The organism is Rhizobium sp. 01N424, from assembly GCF_056399485.1.
Genome location: NZ_JBFTRK010000010.1, coordinates 161,415 through 180,305, shown reverse-complemented (window position 1 = coordinate 180,305; position 18,891 = coordinate 161,415). Strand labels below are relative to the sequence as shown.

The 18,891-nt window shown below is 58.1% G+C and carries 20 protein-coding genes; 15 read left to right on the top strand and 5 right to left on the bottom strand.

Translation table 11 applies throughout. From position 1 onward, the window contains the following. Positions 1-27: 27 nt before the first annotated feature. Positions 28-912, bottom strand: coding sequence for a helix-turn-helix transcriptional regulator (locus AC1DNK_RS23150; protein WP_477943519.1), 885 nt, complete (start codon positions 910-912; stop codon positions 28-30). Positions 913-1,166: 254 nt separating this feature from the next. Here AC1DNK_RS23150 and AC1DNK_RS23145 point away from each other — a divergent pair, with 254 nt between their 5' ends. After that, positions 1,167-2,174, top strand: a complete 1,008-nt coding sequence (locus tag AC1DNK_RS23145; protein ID WP_477943574.1) for a class I SAM-dependent methyltransferase — start codon at positions 1,167-1,169, stop codon at positions 2,172-2,174. Between the two features lie 69 nt (positions 2,175-2,243). On the opposite strand, the gene AC1DNK_RS23140 is transcribed toward AC1DNK_RS23145, so the two are convergent. Beyond that, positions 2,244-2,747 (bottom strand): helix-turn-helix transcriptional regulator, encoded by a 504-nt coding sequence (locus AC1DNK_RS23140; protein ID WP_477943518.1) that lies wholly within the window; start codon positions 2,745-2,747, stop codon positions 2,244-2,246. Between the two features lie 138 nt (positions 2,748-2,885). On the opposite strand from AC1DNK_RS23140, the gene AC1DNK_RS23135 reads away from it, so the two are divergent. After that, complete coding sequence (locus AC1DNK_RS23135; protein ID WP_112389224.1) at positions 2,886-3,221, top strand: hypothetical protein; 336 nt, start codon at positions 2,886-2,888, stop codon at positions 3,219-3,221. Between the two features lie 674 nt (positions 3,222-3,895). On the opposite strand, the gene AC1DNK_RS23130 is transcribed toward AC1DNK_RS23135, so the two are convergent. Genes AC1DNK_RS23130 through AC1DNK_RS23120 form a run of 3 tightly spaced genes read right to left on the bottom strand, consistent with a single transcriptional unit; the run spans position 3,896 to position 5,747 of the window. After that, positions 3,896-4,570: a thermonuclease family protein gene (locus AC1DNK_RS23130; RefSeq protein WP_477943517.1), complete on the bottom strand. Its 675-nt coding sequence runs from the start codon at positions 4,568-4,570 to the stop codon at positions 3,896-3,898. A gap of 2 nt (positions 4,571-4,572) precedes the next feature. Further along, entirely contained in the window at positions 4,573-5,121 is a 549-nt protein-coding gene (locus AC1DNK_RS23125) for a thermonuclease family protein (protein WP_477943516.1), read from the bottom strand. Further along, complete coding sequence (locus AC1DNK_RS23120) at positions 5,118-5,747, bottom strand: hypothetical protein (RefSeq protein ID WP_477943515.1); 630 nt, start codon at positions 5,745-5,747, stop codon at positions 5,118-5,120. Before AC1DNK_RS23120 ends, AC1DNK_RS23125 begins: the two co-directional genes overlap by 4 nt. A gap of 203 nt (positions 5,748-5,950) precedes the next feature. Between AC1DNK_RS23120 and AC1DNK_RS23115 the strand changes: the two genes are divergently transcribed. The 13 genes from AC1DNK_RS23115 (at position 5,951) to AC1DNK_RS23055 (ending at position 18,615) form a co-directional block, all read left to right on the top strand. Next, complete coding sequence (locus AC1DNK_RS23115; RefSeq protein WP_477943514.1) at positions 5,951-6,724, top strand: lytic transglycosylase domain-containing protein; 774 nt, start codon at positions 5,951-5,953, stop codon at positions 6,722-6,724. A gap of 16 nt (positions 6,725-6,740) precedes the next feature. After that, a complete protein-coding gene (locus AC1DNK_RS23110) occupies positions 6,741-7,079 on the top strand; it encodes a TrbC/VirB2 family protein (RefSeq protein ID WP_112517451.1) in 339 nt (112 codons plus the stop codon). Positions 7,080-7,082: 3 nt separating this feature from the next. Then, positions 7,083-7,382, top strand: a complete 300-nt coding sequence (locus tag AC1DNK_RS23105; protein WP_112517450.1) for a VirB3 family type IV secretion system protein — start codon at positions 7,083-7,085, stop codon at positions 7,380-7,382. A gap of 2 nt (positions 7,383-7,384) precedes the next feature. Further along, entirely contained in the window at positions 7,385-9,799 is a 2,415-nt protein-coding gene (locus tag AC1DNK_RS23100; RefSeq protein ID WP_477943513.1) for a VirB4 family type IV secretion/conjugal transfer ATPase, read from the top strand. A gap of 80 nt (positions 9,800-9,879) precedes the next feature. Further along, positions 9,880-10,902 carry a lytic transglycosylase domain-containing protein gene (locus tag AC1DNK_RS23095; protein ID WP_477943512.1) on the top strand — a complete coding sequence of 341 codons (1,023 nt, stop codon included), beginning with the start codon at positions 9,880-9,882 and terminating at the stop codon, positions 10,900-10,902. A 12-nt stretch (positions 10,903-10,914) separates the two neighbouring features. Then, positions 10,915-11,616 (top strand): type IV secretion system protein, encoded by a 702-nt coding sequence (locus AC1DNK_RS23090; protein WP_477943511.1) that lies wholly within the window; start codon positions 10,915-10,917, stop codon positions 11,614-11,616. A gap of 3 nt (positions 11,617-11,619) precedes the next feature. Further along, on the top strand, positions 11,620-11,835 hold the full coding sequence (locus AC1DNK_RS23085; protein WP_477943510.1) for a hypothetical protein: 216 nt from the start codon (positions 11,620-11,622) through the stop codon (positions 11,833-11,835). Between the two features lie 9 nt (positions 11,836-11,844). Then, positions 11,845-12,876: a TrbL/VirB6 family protein gene (locus AC1DNK_RS23080; protein ID WP_477943509.1), complete on the top strand. Its 1,032-nt coding sequence runs from the start codon at positions 11,845-11,847 to the stop codon at positions 12,874-12,876. Positions 12,877-12,899: 23 nt separating this feature from the next. After that, a complete protein-coding gene (locus AC1DNK_RS23075; protein ID WP_477943508.1) occupies positions 12,900-13,592 on the top strand; it encodes a VirB8 family type IV secretion system protein in 693 nt (230 codons plus the stop codon). Positions 13,593-13,606: 14 nt separating this feature from the next. Further along, the gene (locus tag AC1DNK_RS23070; protein WP_477943573.1) at positions 13,607-14,398 is read left to right on the top strand and encodes a TrbG/VirB9 family P-type conjugative transfer protein; all 792 of its coding nucleotides are present in this window, start codon (positions 13,607-13,609) and stop codon (positions 14,396-14,398) included. Continuing rightward, positions 14,398-15,636, top strand: a complete 1,239-nt coding sequence (virB10, locus tag AC1DNK_RS23065; protein ID WP_477943507.1) for a type IV secretion system protein VirB10 — start codon at positions 14,398-14,400, stop codon at positions 15,634-15,636. The genes AC1DNK_RS23070 and virB10 overlap by 1 nt, the downstream gene beginning before the upstream one ends. After that, entirely contained in the window at positions 15,602-16,627 is a 1,026-nt protein-coding gene (gene virB11 / locus AC1DNK_RS23060) for a P-type DNA transfer ATPase VirB11 (RefSeq protein ID WP_477943506.1), read from the top strand. The genes virB10 and virB11 overlap by 35 nt, the downstream gene beginning before the upstream one ends. Then, entirely contained in the window at positions 16,624-18,615 is a 1,992-nt protein-coding gene (locus AC1DNK_RS23055; RefSeq protein ID WP_477943505.1) for a type IV secretory system conjugative DNA transfer family protein, read from the top strand. Before virB11 ends, AC1DNK_RS23055 begins: the two co-directional genes overlap by 4 nt. Positions 18,616-18,891 lie beyond the last annotated feature (276 nt).

The window sequence follows — 18,891 nt, the reverse complement described above, 5'->3', positions numbered from 1 at the left end:
CCCATTCCAGCTTTCAGGATTTTGACATTATTTCTCGATCTTGCGCCAGACGGAACGATAGACATTTGGCGATACTCCCAGGACCTGCGTAAAGGTGGTCGACAGGTGACTGGCGCTTGCGAAGCCGCAGATGAAGGCGATCTCCGTGACCGTACGCGGAGTGGTGCGCAAGAGCATACTGGCGTGCTCCAGCCTTCTGCGATTGAAGTAGGCATGGGGACTGACACCCGTCGACTGTTTGAACGCACGGCTGAAATGTGCCGTACTCATCCCAAGGTCTTGACATAGCCCGGACAGAGTGACCCTCTCGCCGACCTCGCCCAGACGATCGAGAACGCGCTTCAAGACAGTCGGCGCCAAGCCACCTTTGATCGGCCGTTCGGTATGATTGATCCGCCGGGATAGGTGCCCGAAGATGGTTGTAAGATAGCCCTCGACGATCAGGCCGCTGGCATGGTCGATGCGCGGGAGCTCCGCTGCAATCTTGCGTGCAGCAAACTGGATCGCGAGGTCGTGAAACCCCAACTCCGGCCGAAGATCATCCGATCGGCGCGGATCATCAAAAAACCGTCCGGCAAATGCGCGATCAACCGCGAGGAACAAGTAGGCCGCAGTATCATCACCGTCGTCCCATCCGCTCCATGTGCGGCCAGGCGGGACATAGGCGAGAGAGCCCTCCGGCCGGGCAACAAAGCTCGTGCGCTTCCCATCGATAAAATTCTCGCCGGATCGGGCCGCGCCTTCGAGATTCAAAAGTATTGCATGCATGTCACCCCCGACCCGGATTTCCTGTCGCGTCAAGCCGGTGCGACGCACAAATTCAGCCCTGAAACCCTGCCACTGTTCGTGACGTTGCACGACGACGTCGGCCGTCGATGACCTCGTATGTTCGTTGTCGAAATCTATTGTCATTGCCCTTACCACTAATCACAAATTCAAAAATAGAAGGCTACCGTAATTTACCGATGGTTGCTAATCAAAGACGCGTTAATCAAGGGTGGAATTTCGTATCAAATTTATGAAAGTACATCAAAATTTTGAATGCGGACGGCCTGACGGCGCATGCACAATGCCCACCAGTAAGCCGCCTCCGCACTTCCTTCAGGTAGTAGCGGTCTCGCGTCATGAAGGCGGAGCAGCGGCGCAGGCGAAGGGCCATTTTTGACATGCAGGACTTTACGGATTTCATCGCCGAGTGCGACCGTGCGCCTCGGCTTAACGAACTTGCCGCGTTTTTCTCGTCCACTGCGGCGGGACGCTCAGGAATGCCGTCGCAGCGACCGGACGTTGACCGCCGCCTTCTTCGCCGGGATTCATTAACAGCCCAATTTATAGCGCTCCATGAAAAGCGTCAGGGGCCGTTCGACCAGCACTACCTCAGCAGCATCCCCTACAGGTTTGAGGAGGAATGTCGTTTGGGAACGGCGATCCTGCGCTACGCCATAGACCGAAGCGAGCCGCTGAGTTTGTACAGCCTTGGGACCGCCGAAGCCACAATGGCCCGAACCATTAGTGAGATCGCCAATGGCCACGTGAAGTCGCTGTCATGCAGCCCGAACGTAGAAAATGAGCGTAGCTTCTTAGCCTATGGCAAGCCGCCCCACGCGTTCTTTTTCCACGGTCCCTTCCACCATCTCACACCAAGCGTGATCGCGAGCCGTGAAGATTTCCGTCCCTTCTCAACCGGCTTCGACATCATCATGGAGGACACCACCTTCCAAATGTATTCACCGAACAGGAAAGATCAGATTGGTTTTGTCCGACAACACTTGAAGCCGGATGGTATACTTCTCCTTGTCGAGAAATTCCGACATATCGATCCCTCTGAGTATCGACGACGCGAATATCAGAAGGATTTTGGCTTCAAATCCCGTCACTTTACCAGCGAGCAGATCCAAGCCAAGGAAGATGAAGTTCTGACACGGATGAACGGAAACGAGGTTACGCTCCCGCAGATTGCAGACGCCTTAAGCGATCTCTTTGTCAGTTCCTTCGTGACTTGGAACAGCGGCAACTTCTATACAATTGCCTCGAGCAATAGCCCTCGGAATTTGCAGAGCCTAATTAGAAAGATGGGAAGGCCAGCGCTCCCGACCGAATACGTATATCAGGCGCTACCTTCTCGCCTCTACGATCACCTGCCGCGCAGTAACAAAAGGCGCAGACATGTTTAGTCCCGGCAGCAACCTACTAACTACCTCACGACGCGGCGCGACAAGTCCGAAAAGCATGCTGAACCACACTCATCGTGGCTCTTTGAGGTCGATATCGAGAGGGGTCCCATTTTCGGATTTCTGCAGCGCGAACACCGAGTCTAGAATAGTAGCGACGGTGCGCAGCGTCGATGGCGACAGTGACTGGATCATCTTGGTAATCCGACGCCTCTCGTTCGCTTCCTCCTCGGAGGCGCCCCAAATATGAGGTGCGGCCTTGAAAAGCAGATCGTCGGGATAGATGCCGAGGACCTCGCAAAGATGAAGGATTTGCGTAGCATGGAGTTTCGTTATCGCGCGCTCGTATCGTCCGTAGACCTGCTCCAGCGAGCCAATCAGGAGAGCAAGCTCTGCCCTGGATAGATCCTTGTCGATTCGAAATTGTCTCAATGATGCAGCGATCGCATCATCCATCTCCTGAGGCGTGGGGATACCAGCGAACCCGGGCCGCCGATAGATGGGTCGTTCTACTTTCGGGTCCTCTGTCGGCTCGAGCCCCGCCTCGTTGATAAATTCGTCAGTCCTAGCCGTCATGCATTCCCGCCCAATTCCGTGCGGAGAGTTATATCACCCGCGCTGCGATTGGCTATGTGCTTTTCACAAATCCGATGGTGCCTAGCGCTTTTCGATTCAAAGTCAGCTGCCGCTTCAACACTACAACACGTGTCAAAAATGGATAAAGACCACGAGGCCCGAGCCGAACTGGAACTGCTCGCAAACGCACATATTCGTTCCGCGCTCCGGCTTTCTGCCTTTGAAAGCCGAGCGCGATCAGGCGATCCGGTGAGCGTCGAGTTCATCAAAGCGGCTGCTGATGAGGCTTCGTCTCGCGAGGCCTTGATCGCATGGACCGCTCCGGATGCCGATCTCCTGACGGAGAAACTTTTGCACCTGCTCGTCAACGTTATCGAGATGGACAGAGGGTTGGACGACATCTCTTTAGGTAAAATCACAGCCGAAGTGACCCGCTTCATTGGCCGAACTTCCGAGCCTCCGTGCGGGTCCTGAACTCCCCCGCCTTACGAGAGATATTGCAGCGGGCCGTGCTATCGACAAGATACGACTACGACCAATGCGGGCGGTCAATGCTGCAGGTGCGAAACTCTGCCCGATCTATTTACTCAAATCAAAATAGAATCGGGAGCTGACTTGCGTTTGCGGGTCTCTGATATCGAAGAAATAGGGTTGCTGACGGCGCGGCCGGGCTACGTATTCCCTGTATCCACATCCCCGACCTCCGTCGTAAACTCTTGTAATACCGTCTCTGACTTCGGTTCGCGCGCCCTCGCCGCCCCTTCCAAACTGACGTCGACCATCGTGACAGTCACTTACGGCCCGGGTGCAGCGTGACAGCTCCGAGTTAGCAAAGCCGTCGCGACCATGTTCGCCCGCGGTTGGCGACCAGCCGGCCGGGCACTCGGCGAATGCTTCATACCCAGGCTTGCCGGCCCCGCCTTCTGGGCAGGTCGGCCAAGAGAACCCGGGCTTTTTCATCTCCGAGATCAGTCGGTCCATTGGCGGATGGCACTCCGGTACCCCGTGCCAGGATGGATTGGACGACGCCGCACACACCAGCACCTCGCATCCCCACTCGTTGGCAAATGCAAGGCGTGGACAGATCGCAATCAACAACGCGACAATAACAACGAAAATGTGCTTCATGGACTTTTCCCAGATGTTCGTCAGCGGTCGGTGCGCTTATGCAAGCGCCTGGCGTCCGCAAAGGATGGCGAGATTTCGAGGCGCCTTTCACGCAAAAGATTGTAGTCGGCGATCGGTCGTCTGCTGACAGTCTTGTCGACTGCTTTCGTACGCCACTCATCCATGTCGAGGACGTACGTCGCCCACATCCCGTAGCGCGCCCTCCTCGCCTGGCTTTCAGCCAGATGGTAGCCGATCGACAAGCCCACGTTTTCCACGGCCCTCGCCCAGCCAACCCTGAGGAGCCCGAGCGCAAGATCCCGGCCTCCGGCCCGGCACTGTCCGGCCAGGCCATCACGCCCTGCCAGAACACGACACTCCACCCGCCTGTTTTGGATCGTCCGCTTCAACCAAGCCTTGGCGAATGCCCCGCAGGGCACCGGCTTGAGCTTGTCTCCATTTGCCTCGGCACGGTCCGGATCAAAGGCCCATTGCGGCAATTCGCATGTGTCGATGCCAGCAAGCCGCACTCGAAGCTCATATCTTGGAAGCCAAAGTGTCCGGCCGTCGATGACCGATGCGTCACCGGTCAATGTAACGATTGGCTGGATGGGCGATGTCGGATGCAGTGTCTCTTGCCCTTCGGGCAGGAGATCTGCCGCGTGCGTCACGCTGGCGACAAGCAAAATGGCCAGAACGGCCCCGCGTCGCCTCATCCTCATTTCTGCGCCTTCCCTTGGGACTCCGCTGGTCCCAAAATCAGTGCCGGATGCTGCACATCCGCGAATTGCCAAAGCCCTGCCCTGGCCGCCCTCGCCCGTTGCTCAGCAACCGCATAAGCTGGGTTTGCGGGAAGCCCGCGATTATCGAGCGCTGCGAACGCGTAGCCGCTGCCCACAAGGGCGGTGCCGAGATCCACCGTTTGATTGCCAATCGCAGCCGAGCAAACGACGTAGGCAAGCTCGGATGTGATTACCAAAGGGGTGCAGCGCGGATTGGTATCCTTGATGAAGGCAGCGAGGAAAGCCATCGAGGCATCGCCGCAGTCGAGCCGCTGACCCGTCGCGTTTGTAAACCAGGTGCCGCGCAAACAGGATTGAACACCGAAGAGCCGGTATCGCTTTCCATCTGCGAGCCAGGTATCGCCGGAGACCAGGGTTACGCCGGGGTGGATAACAATGACGTCCGGCGGAAGGGAAGCAGCTGCCACAGAAGCACTGGCGCCCAACCAACAGGCCACTGCGAGGCGTACGATATCCCCTTTCATCTGGGCACCCTTGGATCAGCCCACATCCCAAACCCCTGACGGCCGATCCTTTCAGCATCCGCCAAGTCCGGACGCATCAGGGTGCCATCCGGGTTCTTCGCAAGCCGCAGGGCACCGAGTGACAGGAGTTCCTCCTCGAGATTGTCGACGCTGTCGAGCGCGCCCGGAAAATAGTAATATCCGAAGCACGTGACATCCTGCTTGATCGCATTTTCCTCAGAGACGAATGCCCGGCAAAGGATCACCTTCGGTGACGTCAACAGAATCTGGAGCTGTTGCTGCGCAAAGTCAGCGCACGAGCCCGAATAATTCTCTCTACGATTGACCATGTCGCCGGCACAGGGCTCAAGGCCATACAGGTGCAGGTTTGTTTTGCCGTCGACGACAATGTCCAAGGACGAGGCAGCTCGAAAGCCAGTCGAGGAGGCATATCCTTTTCGCGACACAATGGTTTTCGCGCCATCATAATATTCAACGACCAGCACCGCTTTGCCGGGCGCTGCAAGAGATTTGATGTAGGCCGGATCGACCGCGCTCACTGCAAAGGCGCCTTTCACCGCGGTCAGCAGCGCCGCCAGCGCCACAGCCCATATGGCAGTGCTTCGAACTAAATCTGTTCGGTCCATTTTCATCTCACTCCTGGAGTTGAGAGCGGTTACCTGAAAATAATGAAACCTATTTTAGTTCACTTTACAATTGACAATATCGAAGAATTGCTGTCGTTTGCCCTCGAATGCAACGCACAGGTAGCCCTATGTTCAACAGGTGTTTCCTCAGCCTCACCGCAACGGTAGCATGCCTTTCCGCCCCGACGATCCATGCACAGAGCGTGAAAAACTTTGATTCTAGACGGTTTGATGCCGCTGCAGCCGGAGACGATGCCGGGCGTTCGTTTGATAGTATGGACTTCGCGATCGATGGTCCGGGCATCGTCAGCCGAGTTAGCCCGCGCTCTCACGAAAAAGCCTATTTTGGTTCAATTCCGAGTTTGAAACCCGATGACACGGATACTGCTGGAGGCAGCGCATTTCCGCTGAAGACGGAAACCGAATCGGTTCATCCAGGCCTCACATCGGTTCAGGGACCCTGCGGTCCCTCCCCGGCGTCGATCGAAGAAATCAAAACGTTGGTGGTCATCGCAGCAAATCGGTACAGCGTCGATCCGGACTTTGCGTTGGCCGTCACATGGACGGAAAGTCGCTTTGACCGCGTTCGAAATAGCCCCAAAGGCGCTCGCGGACCAATGCAGCTTATGCCGCAGACGGCACGGCTCTTTGGTATTACCGATATTTGCGACCCTGTCGCAAATATCGACGGCGGAGTGCGCTATCTGCGTCAGCTCCTCGATGAGTTCAAAAACCCAATCATTGCTGCCGCCGCCTACAATGCGGGTGAGCAGGCGGTCTACGACAGCGGCGGCGTGCCGGCCTATCCCGAAACCGTCCGCTATGTCTCGTCTGTCATCAACCATCAGTTTGGTTTTCCCGCCCCGATCACGGCAAGGGCGGATGGCAAATCATCCATCGAAATCAGTGAGACCTCCACGATCGACGTCATCGGCGCGCGAGCACCGAAATTCGTCAGCGGCGTCATGCAATTCTGAAGCAAAGGAACAGATCATGAAACCTGTCTCATCGCCCCGCCGGAAGCTTCTGGTAAAGGGTGTTGCCATCGTTTGCGCAATTGCCCTCGTACAGCTTGCCTCCGCTGATCTTGCCATGGCGCAAGCGACCAATCAGGCGTTTGCGCCCCTCCAGACGGTCGTGCAGGCGGTCGTCGACTTCATCACCGGGCCTTTTGGTCGGCTCATTGCCATCATTGCCGTCATTGGCCTCGGATTTCTCGCATTCGCTGGACGACTGAGCTGGTTCACCGCAGGCGCGGTCGTCCTCGGCATCGGACTGGTCTTCGGGGCCCCCGCGATCGTCGATCAGTTGATCTCCACGGTCGGGAACTGATCCATGGCGACCGCTCAGGATGACAAGCCTCACTTGACCCCGCTGGTGATCGGCCTCACCCGGTCACCCACGCTCTGGGGCGTCCCCTACATGGCGGTCGTCCTGGTGATTGGCCTGACGATCATCGCCTGGCTCGTGACCAACGCTCTTTGGGCACTGCTTACGGCGCCTGTCGCTTATGCGGCTCTCTTCACCCTCTGTAGCTGGGATGCACGCGTGCTCGACGTGCTGCAGGTCTCCAGCCGCCTGACGCCCCGAACGCCGAATAAGACGTTCTGGGGCGCCAATTCCTATGGGCCCTGACCATGCTGAGCGTTATCCGCGAAGAGCTCGGCTTCGGCCCGATTGGCCACCGCGAACGGCCCATGTCAAAGCACATTCCCTATCTGCGTCATGTTGCAGATACCGTCATCAAGCTTGATGGCGGCGCGCTCATGAGCATCATCAAGCTGGACGGTCTTTTCTTCCAGACGGAAGATCAGGCCGAGATCAATATGCGTTCGATCGTGCAGAACACGCTGATCAGGGCCCTTGGTTCCAGCCGGTTTTCGCTGTGGTCCACCGTTATCAGGCGGCAGGTCGATACATCCATTGACGGTCAGTTCGACGATCCTTTCTGCGCTGAACTCGATCGGCGCTATGCGGCCTCGCTTGGGGGCAAGCGCATGTTTACCAACGAACTTTATCTTACGGTGCTTCGCTCGGGGATGCGCGGGGCACTGGCCGCAGGTGATCGCGTGCGCCGACTGATCGGTCGCGCGGCTGGGCGCGATGGGCAAGCTAATCAAAGCCGTGAAACAATCAACGAGCTCGAGGAACTTGTCGGCAATATCGTCCGTGATTTGAACAAATATGGCGCAAGAGCGCTCGGCATCCGCTCGATCGAAGGGTCGCCCTATTCCGAACCGGCGGAATTCTTGAACTCGGTTCTGACGTGTGGAGTACAGCGAAAGATGCGGCTGCCGCGCATGGGGCTTTCGAATTTCGTTGGCACATCGAGGCTGCATTTCTCCAGGCGGACCATGCAAGCGCAAGGGCCGGTTAAGCAAGACGACCGCTTCGGCGCGATGCTGTCGATTAAGGAATATCCGCCCTTTACCGGGCCCGGGATGTTGGATGGCCTGCTTCAGGTGAACCACGAATTCATCCTGACTCAGTCCTTCACGCTTGCAGACAAGCCAATCGCGCAGGAGCGGATTACACGTCTGAAGCGACAGATCGGCGCTTCGGACGAGGCTGGAAGCGATGTCGAAACCGATATCGATTTCGCGCTGAACAGCCTTCTGAACCAGGAAGCCGTCTTCGGCTTCCACCATCTGTCGCTCCTCTGCCTGTCGCGGGATTTGGACGGGGTCAACAAGTCGGTCTCCGACCTTGGCGCCTGTCTTACTGACATGAACATCAACTGGCTGCGCGAAGATCTGAACCTGGAAGCGGCGTTCTGGGCGCAACTGCCTGGCAATCATGCTTATATCGCGCGACGCGCCATGCTCTCGAGCGCCAACTTTTCCGGCCTCTCGTCGATGCACAATTTCGCGGCCGGACAACGAGAGGACACGCATTGGGGAAGCCCGATCACCATCCTCGAAACGACGAGCCAGACGCCTTACTGGTTCAATTTTCATCGGCGCGATATCGGCCACTTCCTTGTCACTGGACCGACCGGATCCGGCAAGACAGTCGCCCTCACCTTTCTCTTGGCCCAGGCCTTCCGAGTAAAACCCTCACCCCGCGCTGTCTTCTTCGATAAGGATCGCGGCGCGGAAATTTTCATCCGGGCAATGAATGGCTCCTACGAGATCCTCTCACCCGGAACTTCTACCGGTTTCAATCCGCTGCAGCTCGAGAACTCCGGTGAAAACCGGGAGTTTCTCCTCCGTTTGCTGAAGGCGATGCTGCGCAAGGATCGCTCGGATGCCATCGATCAGGAGGAAGAAGACACCCTTGAGCGCGCGATCGTGCGGATCATGTCCGAACCGGTGGCGGAGCGAACGCTCGTCAACTTTGCCGGTCTCCTGACCGGCCGTTCACGTGCCGATCCTAACGATCTCAATTCTCGGCTTCGGCCCTGGATCGACGGAGAAAAGGCTTGGTTGTTCAATGCAAGGCACGACGTCTTGTCCTTTTCCGGCCGCCGCGTATTCGGCTTCGACATGACGAGCATCCTCGACAACGACGAGGTTCGCACCCCGGCTCTGATGTATATCTATCACCGTCTTGACGAGCTCTTCGGCGGCACGCCTGTGATGATCTTCATGGACGAAGGATGGCGCCTGCTACGGGATCAGACCTTCAGCGACTTCATCGTCGACAAGATGAAAACGATCCGCAAACTGAATGGCATCGTCGGATTTGGCACCCAATCGGCTGCCGATATCGTGAACTCGCCGGCGGCCCATACCCTGATCGAGCAGTCGGCGACCAATATTCATTTCCCGAACCCGCGAGCCGACGAGGAAAGCTACATCAACCGTTTCGGGCTGACGGCGAAGGAATTCAGCTTCATCCGCAATACGCCGCCCGAAAAGCGCTCCTTTCTCATTAAGCACGGCAATGACAGCGTCATCGCCAGGCTCGACCTCGGGTCTATGCCCGACCTGATCAAAGTCCTCTCCGGGCGCAAAGAAACCATCGAAGAATGCGCAGCGCTCCGTGATCAGTTCGGTGACGACCCCATGGGCTGGCTCGCGAAGTTCTGCGGCTGGGAGCAGCAACCGTGAGAGGCAGCCGCACTCCGACATATGCCACGGCCGTGCTCATGCTTCTCGCATGCGGGTCTAGCGTTGGTCCCGCTCCTGCAATGGCCGACGTACCAACGATCGACAGCACCAATTTCAACCCAAGAGATCGCCGAGACAAAACGACGAGCAATCTCGAAGACACGGATCACGACCGTTACATCATCCACACATCCGTGACCTGCTCGATGTATCGGCCGGGCCGGACAAACGATCCGGTCGGAGCTGCGCAAGCCAATCCAGAAATCGCCGGGCTCGCCCGGCGGGTCGCGCAGGAAAAAGGCGTCGACGAGAGCCTTTTTCTCGCTCTCATCTATCAGGAAAGTCGGTTCAATCCCTGCGCCAAGTCCGCCGCCGGCGCGACTGGCCTGACACAGCTCATGCCGGCGACAGCGGCAGGCCTCGGCGTTGACGAGAACAATATCGAAGACAACCTGCGCGGCGGCGCGCAGTATCTAAAAGAGCAACTGCTTGAATTTGGCGGCGATACCAATCTGGCACTTGCCGCCTACAACGCAGGTCCGGGAGCGGTCAGCAAGTATGGCGGGATCCCGCCGTTCAAGGAGACGCAAGGCTACGTCGCCTCGATCACGCGGGACTGGCTGCCGGCTTTCGGTGGCTCAGACAAGTCGGGGATTCCCCTCAATTTCGGCGGTGGGGAGACCGCCTATACCGGCATGCGGTCATCCACGCTTAATGCGATGAGCGCAAGTGCGTCGACGTCGGACAGCCTTAGCAACGTTGCAAGCTGGTACCAGCAACTTGGCGCGATGCAGACCGGTACGATCCAGGACAGTTGGGACCAGAATTCGACGGCCCGCAACGCCAATCTGGAAATGATGAACAACGTCATCAAGTTGACGACGGCGATGGCCGACCTCGTCAATTCTCGCAATGCGATGTCGTCAGCCAATCTTTCCGGATCATCACGGACAGCCGCCGGCGGTTCCAATGATACCTCGCCGCGCGATACGACCGGCTTGTGCGACCCCCGACAGAACCTTGTGTGGAGCGACGAGCAAAACGGCTGCATCCAGAAACGCCCCAATACCAACGATGTGCGGCTGCTGCTTCAGCCGCAATGATGGAGGACTGCAATGATATTCAAGGCCTCGAGCACATTGATCCTGTTGTTGTTGCCGGCAGCCGCGCTTGCCGACGTTCCGGTGATCGACAAGACCAACTACGCGGTCGCCAAACAGACCGCGGATACGACGGACAAGATCCTCGATACCAACAAGAACATCCTGACGACGGTGCAGGATACGCTGAAGGCGGTGACCGGTGACCGCGGCAGCACCGCCGCGCCTCTGAAGGACCTGGCGATCGGCAACGGCTTCAGCGTCTCCTCCATCCCGTCCTTTGATCGCATCCTCAAGGAGGGCGTTCCCAACTTTGGATCGATGGGCGGCGATATCGCCAAGGCAGCCACCGCGTTCATCAATGGCTTGCAGCTGGTGAAAAGCCTGTCGGGGAAGGAAAACAGCAGCTTTTCCGGTGACAAGTCCTACGAGCAGCTCGTCAACTCCGTGCTCAGCGTTTCAGCGCTGATCAACGGATCACAACAGGCAATCGAAACGCGAAGGAGCGCTTTTGAGCAAGCAGGATCGCAGATCGGCAGCGCTCAGGACATCAAGGGGTCGATCGATCAGAACAGCCAGCTCCAGGTCCAGTCGGGCCTGACGTTGAACGAGATGATCGGTGTGATGAACGGCGCAGTCTCCGCGCTGCAGGCGGAGAACCAGCGGCGCCTGACGGATATTTCCAACACCAAAAAAGCGCTCAGCTACGGCAACTGAATCATGAAAAACGCGATCCTGAATGCCGCAGTCGTTGCAAGCCTGTCGATGCTGGCTGGCTGCGGCACGGTCAAGGAAAAGACCGCCCCCTGCAAACGGCCGGCCAACCTGACCTCCTTTGCTGCTGATCCCCGAAACGATTGCGGGCCGATGCGGGCGGTCAACAATCCCGCCGCCGCCTTTTCCGCGATAGGCATCCCCGAACCAGGCGGCAAATAGGGTCTCAAGATGCAAGATTTTCTGGGCGATCTCCTTCAGCGGATTGAAGATACCGGCTCGAGTTTCTCGCAGCAGGCCTATACCGTCGTCGGCAACGAATTGATGCCGCTCTTGCGGATCATGCTGATAGTCTATGTTGCTTGGTATGGCCTGCAACTTGTTATGGGCACCTCGCGTCTATCGGTCGGCGAAACCATCGGCCGGATTGTCAGGATGATGATCATCCTGGCGCTTGTCGGCTCCTGGGCAAATTTCGATAACCTCTTCTACCGCTGGCTCAACGACACACCCGAGGATGTTGGTCGGGCCATTCTTGCGGCTTCCGGAACGGGGATAACCGATCCCACCAATGGCCTGTCGCAGATCTGGAAGACGGCCAACGAGGCGGCCTCGGCTTTCGCCGAGCAATCGGGCTACTTCTCCATCCTCCCCAGCATGATCGGCATCCTGACCATAGTCGGCGCCGGCGTGTTCATCGCGATTGCGCTAGCGATCCTCATCCTCGCGAAGGTGATGCTCTGGGTGCTGATCGGTGTCGCGCCAGTCTTCATCGCCTGCATGCTGTTTGAACGAACCCGGGGATATGGCATCGGCTGGTTCAATCAGGTCCTGACCTACGCGCTTATTCCGCTGTTCATTTATGTCATCGCCGCCTTTCTGATCGCAGCGATGAGCCCGGAGCTCACCAAAATCGATGCAGCAAGCGGATTGCGGACCCTCACCCTTGCCGACATCGCAGGCTTCCTGCTGCTTTGCGTCGCCGGTGGATTTGTCATGCTCTACATCCAATCGATCGGCCAGGGGATCGCCGGCGGGATTGCCGTTGGCGTCGGTAGCGCGGCACGCCGCATTTCGCAGTTCGTCGGAATACAAGTTCCCCTGACGGCGGCGCGCGGCAGCACAGCTGCCGGCCGAGGTGCCTATCGCGCTGGCCGCTCCCTTGCCAGCAGGTTCACCAACCGCGGTGATGGCGACGAGGACACCGACGGAGCGCGGACCGCGATGCAAACGAAGATTTCCCGCCAGGGCCTCCCAGGCTGATCAACCGGATATGAAGCACCAACATGGCAGATACCAAAGAACTTGACCTTCGGACCTATTATCAAAGCGGGGACATCTGGGAGCAGGAGATCGTCAAGAAGGCGAAGCGGTCCCGTACCCTTGCCTGGTTGGTGACGATGATATTCGCTGGCATAACGTTGCTGAGCCTGCTGGCTTTGGTGATGCTCGTGCCGCTGAAGAGCTTTGAGCCTTACATCGTCGAAGTCGACAGAAACACCGGCTATCTCGAGGTCAAGAGCGGTCTTACGCGACCGGCCAACCTCACTGAACAGCAGGCCATCACCCAGGCAAATATCGTGCGCTATATCCGGTCGCGCGAGGGTTACGATCCCTATGCCATCGAACAGAACTTCGAGATTGCAGCACTCCTGTCGACCGGCAACGCTGCCCGCGAGTTGCAGGATCTCTACAGCGCCGCCAACGCCAAAAACCCTGCCAAGGTCTACGGGAAAACGAAACGGGTCACAGTCGAGATAGCATCCGTGACGTTTCCGAACAGTTCTACCGGGATCGTGCGGTTTGCCACGACCGAAGTTTCCGACACCGACGCGGTCACCCGTCATTGGATCGCGGTTGTTCGCTATCGCTACACAGACACGCCGGCGACCAACGAATGGCGCTTCGAAAACCCGCTTGGCTTCCAGGTCTACGACTATCGACGGGACCAGGAAACGGTAACGGAGAGCAATCGGTGAGGCGCTTCTTTCTGATCGGCTTTCTGCTCGCAGCTTCCATAGCGAACACATCGAACGCGGTTGAGACGCCAGCCGCCGGCCGGCTCGATCCCCGCGTGACCAGCGTCATCTACCAGCCGAACAATGTCGTGCGCGTTTTTGCGACTTACGGCATCTCGACGATGATCATCTTCGACGAGGACGAAAAATTCGAGACGATTGCTGTTGGTGACACCTCAAGCTGGGATGTCGTACCAACCGACAAGGGCAACATCCTTTTTGTGAAGCCGAAAGCGAAGGATGTCGCGACCAACATGAATGTCGTGACCACCAAACGCATCTACTACCTTGAGCTCAATGACTATGCGCCGGAGGACAACAAAAAGGTCTTCGGGATCCGCTTTGTTTATCCCGAAAAGGATCTGAATGCCTCGCTGCGGAAGGAGGCCGAAGCGCGCGCCGGCTATCCGAACATTTCCGGCATCGACAAGGCGAACGTCAACATCGACTACTCCTTCTCCGGCGATGCGGCTCTTAAGCCGATGATGGTTTTTGATGACGGCAAGAAGACCTTCTTCAAATTCGGTCCAAAGGTGCCGGCGATCTTCGCGGTGAACAGCGACTTCAGCGAGACACTGCGTAACTACCGGCGCGAGGGCGAATACATCGTCGTCGATGGCACCGCGACGCAATATACGATGCGCGATGGTGACCAGTGGACCTGCATCTTCAATCTGCGCAAGCCGGATTTCGGCCAGCCTGACGCTGATGTCTTCGGCCCCTCACCTGACAGCCGAGCGACAACACGAAGAAGGAGCGGCAATTGATGCAGCGTTCTCCAGAACTGGAAGCCATGCTTGCCGGCGACGAAGTCGCGGTGCGCGATAGCCGCGCCCGTCGGAAGCACCTTCTCGGCGGCACCGCTTTGCTGCTCGGAGGCGCAGCACTCGTCTACGTCGTCTTCTTCGGACCTCAGAAGCCTGCACGCGATATGTTGCAGGGCGACGAGGAGTTCTCGACAACGACCTTCAGGCCGCCGTCATTTCTGCGTCCGGAGCCTCAGCCCGATCCAAAACCGGCTGACAATATCATCCAGTTACCGGAGCCGCCGCCCGAAAGACCCGCACCGCCCGACACGACGGAATTTGCCGTGCCGCCACCGCCGGCGGTTGCCGCAGCACCGCCTGCGGCCGAGCCGGAACCGGAAATATTCCCGGAGCGATTCCGCTCGAAGCAGATCGTCGTCGATTCCGCGAAGGTTGAAAGCGACGGATCATCATTCGGTGGCAGCAATGCTGCCGGCGGCCCAACGGTGGCGGGCGAAGATCGAAACAGCAAATTCCTCGCGACAGCGTCGGCCGTCGGCGACCGGTCAGCCAAGGCACGCAAGATCGACCGGATTGACGCGATGATCCCCGAAGGCACGCTCATCCCCGGCATCCTCGAAACTGCGATTAATAGCGATCTGCCGGGCCAGATCCGGGCAATCACGTCCAAGGACGTCTATTCATTCGATGGTCGGCGCGTCCTGATCCCAACGGGCACGCGACTGATTGGTGAATACCAGTCGGAGGTGACCCGTGGGCAGAAGCGCATCTTCGTCATCTGGACCAGGCTGCTGCGTGACGATGGCGTCACCGTTCGGCTGAACAGTGTTGGAACGGACAACCTCGGACGCTCCGGCCTCACCGGCATTGTCGACAACAAGTGGCGTGAGCGTTTTGGCTCCGCGATCCTGCTCTCGATTGTCGGCGCCAGCTCGTCTTACCTGACGGGTTACGGAAGCGGCCAATACAGCTCGCGCAGTGGCAATGAAGAATCCAATTCCAATCGGGCCGCAGACCTCGCACGCGAAACGATCGCCCAGACGTTCTCCGACATGGCAAACCAGGCGCTGTCGGAGAACCTCAAAATTCCACCGACCATCAGTGTGCACCAGGGCGAGCGCATTTTCGTCTACGTCCGGCAGGATCTCGACTTTTCCGCCATGTATCCCGATCCGGTCGAGGAAGCACTGAAGGAGATCAAACATGAACGAGGCCTCGATCAAGGTCGTAGCCGGTAGCGATCCGTATTATTTCCTGCGCCGCGCCCTGGCGCCGCTCGGCGAGTTCCTCAATGACCCCGGCGTCATCGAAATATCGGTCAATAGGCCAGGAGAAGTGTTTGTCGAACGCCTTGGAGCGGCCGCAATGGAGTTCCACGCCATTGCCGCACTGACAGCCAAGGAGATCGAGCATATTGGCGAACGGGTCGCTGCGGCCAGCAACCAGTTTATCAGCCGGATCAATCCGCTGCTCAGTGCCGCACTTCCCACAGGCGAGCGCATCCAGATTGTCCTGCCTCCGGCTGCCGCGGACGGTGGCTCGATCTCGATCCGCAAGCAGGTCGTCAACGACTTCACGCTGGCGGAGTATCGCGATGCCGGCGGGCTCGACAGGGTGTCCGTCACCGTTGGCGGCGCGAGCGAGATCGAGACGAGGCTGACAGCTCTGCTCGAAGCCGAGCGGATCCATGACTTTATTGAAACGGCGATCCGCGAACGTGTGTCGATGCTGATCAGTGGCGGCACCTCGACGGGAAAGACGACGTTTTTCAACGCCTGCCTCAAAAGCATCGATCCGCATGAGCGCATCCTGACGCTTGAAGATACCCGTGAGCTTTTCCCGCCCCATCGCAACAGCGTGCATCTGCTGGCGTCACGCGGCGACCAAGGCACGGCGCACGTCTCGATCCAGACCCTGCTTGAGGCATCGCTTCGTATGCGGCCGGATCGCTTGTTTGTCGGCGAGATCCGCGGTGCAGAAGCGTTCGCCTTCCTGCGTGCGATCAACACTGGCCACCCCGGAAGCATGTCGACGGTTCATGCCGATACGCCGGCGGGCGCATACGAGCAACTCGCGATGATGATGATGCAGGCCGGCATGTCCTCCGGCTACTCCAAGCAGGATCTGATGTCCTACATCCGCATGGTCATCCCGATCGTTATTCAGTTACGGCGCGACGGCGGGCGAAGAGGCGTCTCCGAGATCTTCTACGCCAGGCGGACAGGATGAGCCGCGGATATGTCGCCGCCTACCTGTTCTTCTGCGCTCTGCTCGCAGTCGCAGTCTGGATGCTTGCCTATTCGCTAATTTTGCAGGTCGTATGGAAGGATGGACGCGTCCTCCATCTGATGACGACGACGAACCCGCTCGCGCCGCTTCAGCAATTTGCCGCCTATATCGGCAACCGGCCGCTTCAACTGGTCGCCTGCGCCGCCGCGATCCCAGCTTTGGGTACCGCTGTCGCAGCCGCGATGTTCGGACTTCGACGACCCTCCAATCCGTTGGGAGACGCGGCGTTTCAGGATATGGGTACCCTGCGGCGCGCAGGCTGGTTCCGCAAGGATGGCCATGTCCTCGGCGCCTACGGTGGCAGTATCTTGAGGCGAAAGGACGATCGTCACCACCTGATCATCGGACCGACTCGCTCCGGCAAGGGTGTCGGCTATGTCATACCGAATGCGCTGATGTTTCCAGGCTCGATGATCGTCACGGATCTCAAAGGCGAAATTTTCGAACTGACTGCCGGATACCGGAAATCGCGAGGGCATCAGGTATTTCTGTTTTCGCCAGGGTCGCCGAAAACGCATCGCTGGAATCCGCTCGACTTCGTACGCTCCAATCGCGGCAGCCGTACGATCGATATCCAGAATATGTCAGCGATCTTGATACCGGAGACGGTCGGATCGGAGAATGCCGTCTGGCAGGGCACCGCCCAGCAGGTCATTGCGGGGATCATCAGCTACATCCTGGAGAGCCGCCACTATCACAATCGGCGCAATTTCGGCGAAGTGAATGCTTTCTTCAATGCCGGCGTCGATCTCCAGGCCTTGCTGAAGCTTATCAAAGAGAATGAAACGGATCTGTCCCGCTTCACGGTCGATAGCTTCAATGCCTACATCTCACTCAACGAACGCGCTGCGCGCTCGGCGCTCCTCGATATCCAGAAGGCGCTGGCTCCCTTCCGCAACGAGCGTGTGGTCGCGGCCACCAGTATCACCGACATCGACATCGCCTCTCTGCAGCGGCGACCGGTCACAATCTATCTGGCACCCAACATCACCGATATGACCATACTTCGGCCACTGCTGACACTCTTCGTTCAGCAGATCATGGACCTCTTGACCCGCGAACATAATCCGGCTGCCCTGCCCGTCTACTTCCTTCTCGATGAATTCCGGCAGTTGAAACGAATGGACGAGATTCTCAACAAACTGCCCTATGTCGCGGGCTACAATATTAAGCTAGCCTTCGTCATTCAGGACCTGAAGAATATCGACGAAATCTACGGCGAAACCGCGCGGCACTCGCTGCTTGGCAATTGCGGCCTTCAACTCATCCTCGGCGCCAACGACCAGGCAACCGCCGACTATACCTCTCGTGCACTTGGGAAGCGGACGATCCGCTATCAGTCAGAATCGAGGACGCTCGAGCTGATGGGGCTTCCGCGCCGCACCAAGGTCGAGCAGATCCGCGAGCGCGACCTGATGATGCCGCAGGAGATCAGACAAATGCCGGAGGAGAACGCGATCCTGCTGGTCGAAGGACAACGGCCAATCCAGGCTAAAAAGATCCGCTACTACAAGGTCGAACCGTTCAAGACCGCTGCTGCTGCTCCGTATCGCATGGTCGAAATTCCTGAGGTCGAACTCACAGCCATGCCAATGGTGCCGGCCGTGCTGCAGGACTACGGACAGTCCCCGACTGAAAACCTCGAAAAGCCTGAACTTCCACAAGCAACCGACAAAGAAGCGTCTCCTTCGAAAACGCCGAGGAGGAGCCGCACTGTTGATCACGCTTCGAAGGGCAGCCTCCCGATGCAACAGGCGTCTGAAAAACTCGTGACAGCAGAGCTACGTCTCGTGAAGACGGCACAGAAATTGAAGGCCGCTGTCGAAAGAACAGTCGATGGCAATCCCAATCTGTCGCCAAAGCAGCGAAAGAGCATTCACGACATCCTTGCAAACACAGTCCCTGATCCGGAGGAGATTGGCACCTAGCAACAGCACGCAGCCTACTATGGGAACCTGCGCCGCCTCGCCGCTGGCACCATAATGCGTGTGTTGAGAGCGCCGATTGCACGACACCATGGGAACGCTGCCGTTAGCTGTCTTGCGCCCTAGCTTTGTCCCGTTGACGGCAATCCAACGTCCGCAGTCAGCCACAACGACCAGCAAGCCGCTCCACGAAGCCTTCTATCCCTTGAAAAGGCACACGGAAAGTCTGTCATCAGCTCTTTCACTTGAGGTCGACACGACATCCCGCATCAAACAGGG